This window comes from Phycisphaerae bacterium (assembly GCA_012729815.1).
Classification (GTDB): Bacteria; Planctomycetota; Phycisphaerae; order JAAYCJ01; family JAAYCJ01; genus JAAYCJ01.
Window position 1 is genome coordinate 1 of sequence record JAAYCJ010000032.1, and the last position, 11,070, is coordinate 11,070.

At 65.5% G+C, this 11,070-nt stretch carries 13 protein-coding genes; 5 read left to right on the forward strand and 8 right to left on the reverse strand.

Features of this window, described 5'->3' with window-relative positions:
- Positions 1–14: 14 nt before the first annotated feature.
- On the reverse strand, positions 15–323 hold the full coding sequence (locus GXY33_02435; protein NLX03981.1) for an antibiotic biosynthesis monooxygenase: 309 nt from the start codon (positions 321–323) through the stop codon (positions 15–17).
- Positions 324–400: 77 nt separating this feature from the next.
- Positions 401–1,093 carry a glycosyltransferase family 2 protein gene (locus GXY33_02440; protein ID NLX03982.1) on the reverse strand — a complete coding sequence of 231 codons (693 nt, stop codon included), beginning with the start codon at positions 1,091–1,093 and terminating at the stop codon, positions 401–403.
- 77 nt (positions 1,094–1,170) lie between these two features.
- Here GXY33_02440 and GXY33_02445 point away from each other — a divergent pair, with 77 nt between their 5' ends.
- Positions 1,171–2,349 (forward strand): hypothetical protein, encoded by a 1,179-nt coding sequence (locus GXY33_02445; GenBank protein NLX03983.1) that lies wholly within the window; start codon positions 1,171–1,173, stop codon positions 2,347–2,349.
- Positions 2,350–2,559: 210 nt separating this feature from the next.
- On the forward strand, positions 2,560–3,171 hold the full coding sequence (locus GXY33_02450; protein ID NLX03984.1) for a hypothetical protein: 612 nt from the start codon (positions 2,560–2,562) through the stop codon (positions 3,169–3,171).
- Positions 3,172–3,327: 156 nt separating this feature from the next.
- On the opposite strand, the gene GXY33_02455 is transcribed toward GXY33_02450, so the two are convergent.
- The 5 genes from GXY33_02455 to GXY33_02475 all read right to left on the reverse strand — a co-directional run bounded on the left by GXY33_02455 (position 3,328) and on the right by GXY33_02475 (position 7,670).
- Entirely contained in the window at positions 3,328–3,915 is a 588-nt protein-coding gene (locus GXY33_02455) for an SGNH/GDSL hydrolase family protein (protein NLX03985.1), read from the reverse strand.
- A gap of 390 nt (positions 3,916–4,305) precedes the next feature.
- Entirely contained in the window at positions 4,306–4,734 is a 429-nt protein-coding gene (locus GXY33_02460) for a peptidylprolyl isomerase (GenBank protein NLX03986.1), read from the reverse strand.
- Between the two features lie 198 nt (positions 4,735–4,932).
- The gene (locus tag GXY33_02465) at positions 4,933–5,949 is read right to left on the reverse strand and encodes a glycosyl hydrolase family 43 (protein NLX03987.1); all 1,017 of its coding nucleotides are present in this window, start codon (positions 5,947–5,949) and stop codon (positions 4,933–4,935) included.
- A gap of 69 nt (positions 5,950–6,018) precedes the next feature.
- Positions 6,019–6,294: a hypothetical protein gene (locus GXY33_02470; protein NLX03988.1), complete on the reverse strand. Its 276-nt coding sequence runs from the start codon at positions 6,292–6,294 to the stop codon at positions 6,019–6,021.
- A gap of 83 nt (positions 6,295–6,377) precedes the next feature.
- Positions 6,378–7,670 carry a 4Fe-4S dicluster domain-containing protein gene (locus GXY33_02475; protein NLX03989.1) on the reverse strand — a complete coding sequence of 431 codons (1,293 nt, stop codon included), beginning with the start codon at positions 7,668–7,670 and terminating at the stop codon, positions 6,378–6,380.
- 208 nt (positions 7,671–7,878) lie between these two features.
- Between GXY33_02475 and GXY33_02480 the strand changes: the two genes are divergently transcribed.
- From GXY33_02480 to GXY33_02490, 3 genes are read left to right on the forward strand one after another with little or no spacing between them, the layout of a single operon-like run.
- Entirely contained in the window at positions 7,879–9,174 is a 1,296-nt protein-coding gene (locus GXY33_02480; protein NLX03990.1) for a dihydroorotase, read from the forward strand.
- Positions 9,171–10,304, forward strand: a complete 1,134-nt coding sequence (locus tag GXY33_02485; protein NLX03991.1) for a flippase-like domain-containing protein — start codon at positions 9,171–9,173, stop codon at positions 10,302–10,304. Before GXY33_02480 ends, GXY33_02485 begins: the two co-directional genes overlap by 4 nt.
- Positions 10,291–10,833, forward strand: coding sequence for an LOG family protein (locus GXY33_02490; GenBank protein ID NLX03992.1), 543 nt, complete (start codon positions 10,291–10,293; stop codon positions 10,831–10,833). The genes GXY33_02485 and GXY33_02490 overlap by 14 nt, the downstream gene beginning before the upstream one ends.
- On the opposite strand, the gene GXY33_02495 is transcribed toward GXY33_02490, so the two are convergent.
- Positions 10,821–11,070: twin-arginine translocase TatA/TatE family subunit (locus GXY33_02495; GenBank protein ID NLX03993.1), on the reverse strand; the 250-nt coding region annotated here is incomplete at its 5' end. The two genes, GXY33_02490 and GXY33_02495, sit on opposite strands and share 13 nt — an antisense overlap.

The window sequence follows — 11,070 nt, forward strand, 5'->3', positions numbered from 1 at the left end:
CCGCCGCCCCAGGATCAACCCCACCCGCGGTCGTCGGGAAAAACGTTGTGGTATTTGACGCTCGTCCGCGGCTCCGCCATCATCGACGCCACCGCGTCACGCCACCTGGCGTAGTGGGCCGTCTCCTTGTGCCGCGCCGGATCCTCAGCCGTCCGATACACCTCCACCAGCACGAACCGCGTCGGATCGTCCTGCTGCTGGACCACGTCAAACCGCGCGATCCCCGGCTCCTGAACGCTGTTCCGCGCGTTCTCCATCGACACCGCCTTGAACGCCTCGACCTGGTCCGCCTTAACGTGAACGAACACGTGAACGATCAGCATCGCAATCTCCTTGTCCTGCGACCCTGAGGGCAAACACTTATCCCGCCGACTGATTGTAAACCGCCCTGGTCGCGCCCTCAATCCCGATCCGCTCTCCGCATCGCCCGCCGCGTACGCCACATCAACCCCACAAACTTGCGAAAGTGCCGCCAGTTGTTGATGTGGCTCTTCTCGTCCCCGTAAATCGTCCGGATCGGCGCCGAACCAAGCCGCAGCCCGCGCCGCACGGCGATCACGATCATCTCGACCTCGAACTCAAACCCACGCTCGTCGCTGGCCAGCGCCGCCTCCATCATCGCCCGACTCACCAGCCGGTAGCCCGACTGATTGTCCGCCACCGCCTGCCCCACCGTCCACGAAAACGCCCACCGCCCTAGCGAGTTCGACAGCCGACGCAACGGCGGCATCAGCGAAAAATCCCGCTCGCCGATCACCAGATCCGCCCCATGATCCCGGTACACCCGCACAAACTTCGGAATCTCCGACGGATCGTGCTGCCCGTCCGCATCCAGTGTCACGACCGCCCGATACCCGTTATCCAGCGCCCATCGGAAACCCGTCCGCAGCGCCGCCCCCTTCCCCTGGTTCGGCTCCTGACGAACCACCGTCGCCCCAGCCGACCGGGCCGCCTCCGACGTCTCATCCGCCGAACCGTCATCCACCACCAACACCGGCAGATGCGCCAACGCCCCAGCCGCCACCGGCGCAATCCGCGACGCTTCGTTGTGCGCCGGAATCAATGCCAGAATGTCGCTCGCGCGCTCCGCCATGCCGACCGCTCCCGAAAACCGCGATGACGAACCGACGCCCGTAGTATATCATGGACACCCGGAAAGGAAAACCGACCATGACGCCAAAACCTCCAACCGCCCTCGTTCTGGCGGCGGCGATCCTGCCGCTGGCCGGCTGCGGCGGCGTGCTGCTGAACCTCAGCGACCTGCTCGGCCGAGTCTCCGACGGACTCGGCCTGGTCGGCACCTGCCTCAGCGACCTTGACCCGGTCAGCCTCGACCCCGCTTTCGGAATGGCCCAGCCGGCCCCGTGGAACGGCGACGCCGCCGATCTGACCGACGCCGCCCAACCCGATCTGGCCCACTTCTACCTCCTCGCCGTCGGCGACGACGTCCTGCCCCGATGGTACCTCAACGAACGACTCTACGACCTCGGACCCCTCGCCGCCGGCGACGCCCTGCGCATCGAACTGCTCAGCGAAGCGGTCGACGGCCTGTGGCTCTACGACGATGCCCACACACTGACCGGCGCCTACGCCCGCGACTATCAGGCCCAACGGACCGAACTGACCGTCCGCCTGCCAGCCGACACCACCGCCCTCTTCGTCCGCTTCAATCTCGCCTACCTCCGCGACGAGGGCGATCCGATGGTGCGAGTCTCCCGCGCCGCCGATCCCGAACCGCCCCCTTCGCCGCAAATCGTCGTCCTCAACTTCGCCGGCGCCGAACAGGTCGCCTTTCGCAGCGGATGGGTCCGACCGACCAGCGTCGCACCCGTCGACGACCCGCTCGTCCGCCAACACGCCCTGCAGGCCTTCATCGACTCCTTCGCCGATTACAGCCTGACCGTCCTGACCGACGCCGACCCAACCCCCGAAAACCCTTACAGCCTCATCCATATCGGCTACGCCGATCCGCCCCTGGGCGACTCGACCAACGGCATCTCCGAATACGTCGACTGGGGCAACCGAGTCGCCGATGACCTCGCCGTGGTCGACCTGAACAGCGAAGCCCTCCGCACCGCCGCCCTCTTCGGCCGCCCCACCCTCGCCGCCGCCGCCGGAAAAATCGCCGCCCACGAGACCGGACACCTCCTGGGCCTCCAGCACGTCTGGGACGCCGACGACCTGATGACCATCGGCTGCAAGGGAATCGGTCTCGACGTCAACCGCATCCTCAACCGCCAATTCGCCAAAAGCCCGCTCGTCGACTTCTCCTCCGGCCGCGAACGAACCTTCGGAAACCAGGACGCCCCCGCCTACCTCCGCCGCATCCTCAGCCTGACCCAACCGTAACCATCCGCCGATCCGAGAAAAACGTTGAATCCGTAGCCGTTCCGCGTTAGGATACAGGTGCGTTGTGGGGTATCTTCATTCTGGGGGAACGTGTCACCTATCTCCGCGGACCGTCACGGTCCAACAGGAGCGGGCGTCGATTCCTCAAAAGGTCCTGGCGGGCAACCGCGTCCGTCTTCGGATCGCACCACCAGAAGAAAGGGGGCCGTTATGATCGCTCGAAATGCTCTGACGCTGGTTGTGGGCCTGGCCGTCGCCGCCCTGGCGATGCCGGGATGCTCGTCCTACGCCCACAAGTGCGGAACCATGCCCGGAGGCCTGGTCAAGATGGAGCACGCCAAGCCCATGGAAGGCGGCACGTACATGGACTTTGATCCCGCCTCCGTCGAACTCGAGGTGATCGCTCCCGAGGGACCATCCCCCATCGGCGCCCAATACATGCTGATCGCCACCGTCCGCGACGCCGACGGCAAACCGCTGCCCTCGCGACGCGTCGAGTGGATCATCGGCGAAGGCAGCGTCGGAGCCATCCTCGAAGTCGATGAAAGCGGCTGCCGCTGCACCCGAGGCAACAAGGTCACCAGCACGTGGGCGGTCAGCCACACCAACCACTTCCAGCACACCCTCACCCGCGGCGACGACGACCCCGAAAACGACATCGTCATCGGCAAGGGCCAGACCTGGTGCGTGATCACCTCCGCCAATCCCGGAACCACCTACCTGACCGTCTACGCCCCAGCCATCTACAACTGGGATCAGCGAGTCGTCTACGTCACAAAGGTCTGGGCCGAACGCCAAGTCGCGCCGACCCCGCCGCAGTAACAGACGCCCGCACAATCAATGGCTGTACTCGAGGGCCTCACGGGCCGCGCGAATCGCCTTGGGCCCGTGGGGCCTTTTCATCCAATCCGACCCGCTGCGACCATCCGCTTCTCATATCCCCGCCCGCGCGCCGCTCCAGGGCGGCTTGTACGCGTCTCACTCAATCGCCGCTAATATCCCCGGCGTAATCACCCGCTCGCAGCCAACCGGCCCCGGATGAATCCCGTCCGGCACGTACTGGTCGAATACCCCCTTGTCCTCCCGCAGCACCTTCACCCAGTTCGGATAATGGTCGATCAGCAGTAGCCCGCGCTCCGCCGCCACCTCGCGATACATCTGGTAATACCGCTCGATCTCCGGCCGGATCTCCAGGTGCTCGTTGATCGGCGGATTCATCGTCATCAGGATGATCTCCGTCGTCCCGTCCGCCGCCCCGATCCGGTCGATCATCTGCTCCAGGTTCGCCCGCGCCTGCTCCACCGACGTCTTGTACGGCACATACGCGTCGTTGATGGCGAACTCGATGAACACCGCATCCGGATGCAACCCGATCACCCGCGCATCGAGGTTCTCCACCCCCCATCCCGACCACATCCCGCTGCTCCCGCTGTTGGTCACCGTCACCAGCCCCGGATACCGCTGCTCCAGCGCCTCGCGAAGCTGGCCGACCCACGCCCCGGCCTCCGTCAGGCTCGTCCCGTACGTCACCACGTGCTGCGGCCGGCCCGCCCCAAGCTCCCGCATCAACCGCGTCCGCGCCGACCCCTTGTCCGATCCGTCCATCGACATGCTCCTACCGCATCCAACAACCCACAAACCGATCACCACAACTGTGACAACAGCAAGAATCTTTCTCACGACGACCCTTTCATCAACCTCAGAGTTTACCCAGTACCCGCTCCGCCACCCGACGACGCGCCGGCGTGCCAACCTCACAGCCGTCAAAGAAAGCTCCATTCAGCCCATCCAGCCTTCGACTCAAGCTATCGGGGCAAAGGGCTTCCATCGCAGCACCTTCATGCGACCGCTCACCGCTGGCGCACCGCCACTTTCTCTTCGCCTCCACCTCTACCGATCCGAAGACGAAAAGTAAAGCCCCTTTCAGACCTCCTGAGCCTCGACTCAGCGAGCCGGCTAACCGATCTCAACCAGCTCGATCTCGAACTGCAAATCCTGGCCCGCCAACGGATGGTTGGCGTCCAGAGTCACTTCCTGTTCCGAAACGTCCGTCACCGTCAGGATCACCGTCTGACCGTTCTCCTGATGGCTCTGGAGCTGCTGGCCCACCTCCGGATCCAGGTCCTCCGGAAGCCGGCTCCGATCCACCTGCAGAATCATCTCGTCCCGCCGAGGACCGTACGCCTCCTCCGACGACACCTCCACCGTCTTGCTCTGGCCCGGCTCCATCCCCTTGACCGCCTCCTCGAAACCCGGAATCACCCGCCCTTCCCCGATCGTAAACTCCAGCGGCTCCTTGCCCGCCGACTGATCGAACACCGTGCCGTCCTTCAACTTCCCGGTGTAGTGGACCTTGACCGTGTCTCCTTCTTTCGCCTGAGCCATAAAGGCCCCCTTTCGCGCAAGGTGGTTTCAGTTGCCATGTCTCTGGACACTTGCCGACGAACCCGAGTCCCCCCGGCAACCGCCCTTTCCCCTATTGTCGGCCAAATCGCCCATCCGTGCAACCAAAAAGCCCCAAAACCGCCTGTCCGCACCAATCCGCTGCGCCCCATCCCGATGCGCCGCGCCCGCGAGTCACGCCTACTCCGCCTCGCCCACCGGAATCGCCACGTTCCACGTCCGGCTGCACAGACGAAATCCGCCCGGACCGTCGCCCGTCGCCGCGAACAGGTGCGTCGGCCGCCCGCCCTCGATCAGCAACTGCGGACGCTCCAGACACCCCTGCTCCGTCACCCGCCCGTCCGACCACCGCACCCGCCGCGAATACGCCTTCGGCGGTTCGCTAAGCCGCCAGTCCACCCCGTCACGCGACCAGCCGTGAATCCCCGCGTGCTTCTCGCCCGTCAGCCCGCCCGTCATGTCCTTCGCCAGAAGCTCGAACCGCCCGCCGCGCCGCCACACGTACGGGTCCTCAACAAAATTGCCGCCCTCAAACACCAGCACCGGCTCGTCGCTCAGTCGCCGAAACGGCCCGTCATACCCCTCCGCCATCGCCGCCCCCAAACGCAAACCGCCCGGCACGTTCGAGCGGTAAAGCAGCAGCACCCGCCCGTCCTCCAACACGCACGGGGCCGGGTTCGTCACAATCCTCTCGTCCCACTTCCCCGGCCGCGGTTCCAGCACCGGCCGATCCTGACGCCGCCACGGACCAAACACCGATCCCGCCGTCGCCAACCCGATCCGAATCGTGCTATAGCACGGACCGGTCACGCTCGTATCGCCCGCGACCAACTGCTCAGCCGTCGGTCGCGGACCCGCAAACGTCGCCCCGATATAGTACAACAGGTACGTATCGCCCGCCTTGTGAACCGTCGGATTGTGCGTCATCCGACCGTCCCAGAACCCCTCCCCGCGATCGCCCAGAACCACCTCCGCAAACCTATACGGCCCCTCCGGCCGATCCGAAACCGCCCGCACCACCTCCGAACCAATCACGTACCCCTCGAAAAACGGAAACGTTCGCGGCCACCGAGACGCGAACATGTGGTACCGCCCGTCCTCCCCGCGGATCACCGACCCGCACCAGACCCAATAGTCATCCATCGAAAACCCGCCGCCCACCGGCGCCGGCTGCAGTCGATCGATAAATGCCATCATCATGCTCCTTCAGCAGCCGCTCACCGCCTGGCCGCCGCCGAAGCATTATCGAAAACCCCGCCCGACAAATCAACCGCCGCCGACCCTCTTCCCCCTTCGCCATACCAGATCGATTACTCCCAACACACCGCCAAAACCCCCGATCACCACCATCGGCAGCGCCACCGCCGCCCATTCCCGCGACTCGCCCGTCCAACCCATCAGCCCGCCCGCCAGCAACAGCCCGCAGACCCCCAACACCGTCCCGCGCGGAAGCCTCCGTGAAACCATCCAAAGCCCCGCGCACACCAGACCCGCCGCCGTCACCGTCAACACCACGTACGCGCCGCCATCCGTCACGCCCATATGCTACCCCTTCACAAACCATGCCGTCCGCCTGACACTATACACCAAAACCCCCGAACGGCCAGCCAAAAACCCGCCGGCCGTTACGAAATCATCCCCGAAAGGCCGTTCGTGCTCCGACGCGCCCCGCGAACCACCGCCTCGAAAAACACCGACCGCAACGGCGCCACCGCCAACGCCGCCCGCGCCGCCGGCGACCGCTCCAACAGACCCAGCACGCGACCCAGCACCCGGTGCGTCAGCTTCTCCGGATCGTCAAACACCATCTCCGCCAGCTTCCCCCGCTCGATCGCCATCGCCGCCATCTGATCGAAAATCGTCTCCGGCGTATACACCCGCTGGGCCCGCCGCTCCATCCGGATCGCGCCACGCCCGCACACGCCCTGACACACCCCGCAGCCGAGGCACAACGCCTCCCGCACCGCCGCCCGCCGACCCCCTTCACACTCAACCATCTCAATCGCCCCAACCGGACAACCCTTCACGCACCGCCCGCAGCCCGCACAGCCCTCCCCGTCCAACACCGCAATCCAGTTCGAACTCACCACTGCGTAGCGAAGGTCGTAACGCTTCATCGCCTGAATCAACTCGCAGCAACACCCGCAGCAGTTGCAGATGTACGTCACGCTCCGCTGCACGTTGTCCGCCGTCTGAGCCAAACCCGCCCCCTTGCACGCCGCCAGAATATCCAGCGCCTCTTCCACCCCGATCGGCTCGGCCATCCCGCTGCGGATCATCGAATCCGCCGCGAAGTTCAGCGTCAGACACGTCCGCATCGGCGCCCCGCACGCCCGCCCCAGATGGCTCGCCTTGTGCCGGCACGAGCACAGCGAAACCCCAAGCCGACCCGCCGTCTCAATGATCCGCGTCGCCCGCTCCCAGTCCAGCACCTCCGTGTGATCCTCCGCGATCGCCTCCTCACGCACCAGCGACCGACACGACTGCGTCCGCCCCGCAAACGCCGCCCGGGCAAACCGGTCGTCCTCCCGCATGTACGCCTCGAACAGCCGCGCCAACTCCCCCATCGGCGCGTCCTCCCGAACCCGCATGAACGTGAACTCGAAAAAACCGATAATCAACGGCGGAAGCGAAAAATACCGCCGACCCGCGTGCTCCAGGTCGATCACCAGCCCCCGCTCCGCCATCCCGCTCAACGTCGCCTCAAGCCCAGACGCCTCAATCCCCAACCGCCGCGACAGCGCCCCCAGCGGCGTCGGACGAATCGGAATCCGTCGCGCCAAATCCGCCTCCTCCGGCGAATACAGCAACCGAAGTATCTTCATCAACGCCGGCGAATCCGGCGCGCCCGACACGTGCCGGTCCAGCCGCCGCTGCAACAACCGGTACTGCGCATCATGGTTCAGGTCGTGTCCCATCCTGGCCTCCCTCGTCGCACCCGTCCGGACCGCCGGACCGCCGCGCGAGTTCCTCTCCCGATATTGAATCCCGCTTCGCCAATTCGTCAAGGGGGCACCGCCGATTTCCCCGCCCGCGCCGCTTGCTTTCACACCGCCGCCCGGTACAATGATCTGCACGATCCATGAAACCAGTGGCGCCCCTGTCTTTATAAGCGGAGCTAGATACATGCCTGACGGCCGAACCCTCATCGCCGGCGGCCGGGTGATCGACCCGGCCAACCAGCTCGACAAACAGACCAACCTCCTCCTCGAAAACCGCAAAGTCGCCTACCTCGGGCCCGATCGCCCCCGCGCCGACACCGTCATCGACGCCAACGGCCTGCTCGTCACCCCCGGCCTCATCGACATGCACGTCCACCTCCGCGAACCCGGACACGAGGAAGAGGAAACCATCGCCAGCGGCACCCGCGCCGCCGCCGCCGGCGGATTCACCAGCGTCGCCTGCATGGCCAACACCCACCCGCCCCTCGACAGCGAAGCCTCCATCGACTTCGTCCTCCGACAGAACTCCCAGTTCGGTTACGCCAACGTCTTCCCCATCGGCGCCATCACCAAGGGCCTCGAAGGCAAGGAACTCGCCGAAATGGGCAGCATGGTCCGAGCCGGGGCCGTCGCCTTCAGCGACGACGGCAACGGAATCGCCGACACCGGCGTCGCCTTCCGCGCCATGCAGTACGTCACCATGTTCGACAAGGTCCTCATCGAACACTGCGAAGACCCCGCCCTCGCCGGCGGATGCATCAACAGCGGATACGTCGCCACCGTACTCGGCATGCCCGGCCGCCCCGGAATCGCCGAACAAATCATGGTCTACCGCGACCTGAAACTCGCCGAAGCCGCCGGATGCCGCTTCCACGTCGCCCACCTCTCCACCGCCGAAGCCGTCGAACTCGTCCGCGAAGCCAAACGCCGAAACGCCGTCACCGTCACCGCCGAAGCCGCACCGCACCACCTCGTCCTCACCGACGAGGCCTGCAAAAACTTCGATCCCAACTGCAAGGTCGCCCCGCCCCTCCGAACCGCCCGCGATATCCAAGCCCTCAAACAGGGCCTCGCCGACGGAACCATCGACTGCCTCGCCTCCGACCACGCCCCGCACAGCCGAGAGGAAAAAGAACTCGAATTCCTCTACGCCCCCTTCGGACTCATCGGCGTCGAAACCGCCCTCGGCCTCTACATCAAAGCCCTCATCGAACCCGCCGTCCTCGACTGGCCCGCCCTCATCGCCAAAATGACCGTCAACCCCGCCCGCGTCCTCGGCATCGACAAGGGCCATCTGTCCCTCGGAGCCGACGCCGACGTCACCCTCATCGACCCGCACCGCACCTGGACCGTCGACGTCGAATCCTTCTACAGCAAAAGCCGAAACTGCCCCTATCACGGCTGGGCACTCCAAGGCAAAGCCGTCGGCGCCATCGTCGCCGGACGAATCATCCACGAGGAAGCACTCAACCGACAATGAGCCAGATCGATCCGCCGAATCCCGACCCGCGACAGCAGAGGCGGTCGCGAATCCTCAAAGCCGTACGCCTCTCCGTCGCCCTCGCCGCCCTCGCCATCATCCTCGGCTCCATCCAGTACCGTGACCTCCTTGTCCGCGACGGCCGCGAATTCCAAATCGTCGCCCAAACCGACCTCGCCTGGCGCGTCCGCTCGCCCGAAGGCCAGACCCTCACCATCGAAAAACCCGCCGCCGACTACGACCTGCGCCCGGGCGCCGTCAACCTCCTGCAAAACCTGCGGATCGGACCCGCCGTCTACGCCCTCCTCATCTTCGGCCCCATCCCGCCTCTGCTCGCCTGGCGATGGCGGGTCCTCCTCCGCGTCGTCGGCGTCGCCGCCGACTACCTGCTCGTCTTCAAACTCACCTACGCCGGAACCCTCATGAACTTCTTCCTCATCGGAACCACCGGCGGCGACGTCGTCAAAGCCTACTGGATCAGCCGAATCAAAAAACACCCCGCCGAGGTCTTCGTCAGCGCCTTCGTCGACCGCTTCGTCGGCCTGGCCACCATCATCCTCCTCGCCGGATTCCTCATCCTCATCCTCCACAGCGAACCCCTCATGGCCCGATGGAGCTACCAGGTCGGCCTCCTCCTCGTCCTCCTCTCCGCCGCCGTCCTCGTCCTCTTCTCCTCCCGACTCCGCCGACTCATCCGCTTCGACCGATGGTCCAGCCGCCTGCCCTTCAGCTCCGTCATCGCCCGCATCGACCGCTCACTCCTCGACTACCGCCGCCAACCACGAGCCGTCCTCGCCGCACTCGCCCTGACCCTCGTCCTCCAACTCGTCGCCGCCACCTCCGCATGGCTCCTCGGCGTCGCCCTCCGAATCGACGCACCCGTCTGGTACTACTGGACTTACGTGCCCCTCGCCTTCCTGATCGGCTCCATCCCCGTCAGCGCCTTCTGGGGCGTCGGACTCCTCGAAGGAGCCTACTACACCTTCTTCGCCGCAGCCGGACTGGCCACCGGTACCCAAGCCGCCATGCTCGCCATGGGCGTCCGACTCGTCCAACTCCTCTGGGCCCTGCCCGGAGGATACGTCCTGGCCGCTGGAATTCCCCAGGAAACCCCCGATGAACCCGCCTGAACGCCCCGTCGTCACCACCTTCGGCTCATCCAAACCCAAGCCGCCCGACCCCCGCTACTCCCAGGCCTACGAACTCGGCTGCGCCCTCGGCCAAGCCGGATACACCCTCTGCAACGGCGGCTATGGTGGCACCATGGAGGCCACCGCCAAAGGGGCCAAAGACGCCGGCTCATCCACCATCGGCGTCACCTGCACCTGCTTCTCCCGCTCCGGACCAAACCCCTACATCGACCGCGAAATCCCCACCGACGACCTCATGGCCCGACTCAAAATCCTCCTCGACATCGGCCAGGCCTACGTCGTCCTGCCTGGCGGCAGCGGAACTCTCGTCGAACTCGCCCTCGTCTGGGAACTGATCGCCAAACGCCTCGCCCCCGTCAGACCCATCATCCTCTACGGCCACTTCTGGCAGCCCGTAATTCGTATTACCGCCGCCGAACGACCCGATACCGCCAACCTCGTCCAAACCGCCGCCAACCACGAAGAAGCAGTAAAACTTATCGCCAAAGCCCTGCCTCACCCAGCCTGATCCCGATCCTCCGGCCCCTCCTCCTCAGCCGCCCTCCGATCCTCAACCGGACGATCCGACTCCTCCATCGCATCCCGAAACAACCCCTGCGTCTCCCGCATCCCACGCTTGAACTCCACCGTCGCCCGACCGAACGCCCGCGCCACCTCCGGCAGCCGCCGACCAAAAATCAGCAGCGCAGCCACCAGGATCACCACATACTCGCTCGGCCCAATACTAAAAAACGCCAACATCCGA

Excerpts from the sequence above, each read along its gene's own strand:
- GXY33_02435 (NLX03981.1), bottom strand. The coding sequence starts at position 323 with ATGCTGATCGTTCACGTGTTCGTTCACGTTAAGGCGGACCAGGTCGAG.
- GXY33_02440 (NLX03982.1), bottom strand. The coding sequence starts at position 1,093 with ATGGCGGAGCGCGCGAGCGACATTCTGGCATTGATTCCGGCGCACAAC.
- GXY33_02445 (NLX03983.1), top strand. The coding sequence starts at position 1,171 with ATGACGCCAAAACCTCCAACCGCCCTCGTTCTGGCGGCGGCGATCCTG.
- GXY33_02450 (NLX03984.1), top strand. The coding sequence starts at position 2,560 with ATGATCGCTCGAAATGCTCTGACGCTGGTTGTGGGCCTGGCCGTCGCC.
- GXY33_02455 (NLX03985.1), bottom strand. The coding sequence starts at position 3,915 with ATGCGGGAGCTTGGGGCGGGCCGGCCGCAGCACGTGGTGACGTACGGG.
- GXY33_02460 (NLX03986.1), bottom strand. The coding sequence starts at position 4,734 with ATGGCTCAGGCGAAAGAAGGAGACACGGTCAAGGTCCACTACACCGGG.
- GXY33_02465 (NLX03987.1), bottom strand. The coding sequence starts at position 5,949 with ATGATGGCATTTATCGATCGACTGCAGCCGGCGCCGGTGGGCGGCGGG.
- GXY33_02470 (NLX03988.1), bottom strand. The coding sequence starts at position 6,294 with ATGGGCGTGACGGATGGCGGCGCGTACGTGGTGTTGACGGTGACGGCG.
- GXY33_02475 (NLX03989.1), bottom strand. The coding sequence starts at position 7,670 with ATGGGACACGACCTGAACCATGATGCGCAGTACCGGTTGTTGCAGCGG.
- GXY33_02480 (NLX03990.1), top strand. The coding sequence starts at position 7,879 with ATGCCTGACGGCCGAACCCTCATCGCCGGCGGCCGGGTGATCGACCCG.
- GXY33_02485 (NLX03991.1), top strand. The coding sequence starts at position 9,171 with ATGAGCCAGATCGATCCGCCGAATCCCGACCCGCGACAGCAGAGGCGG.
- GXY33_02490 (NLX03992.1), top strand. The coding sequence starts at position 10,291 with ATGAACCCGCCTGAACGCCCCGTCGTCACCACCTTCGGCTCATCCAAA.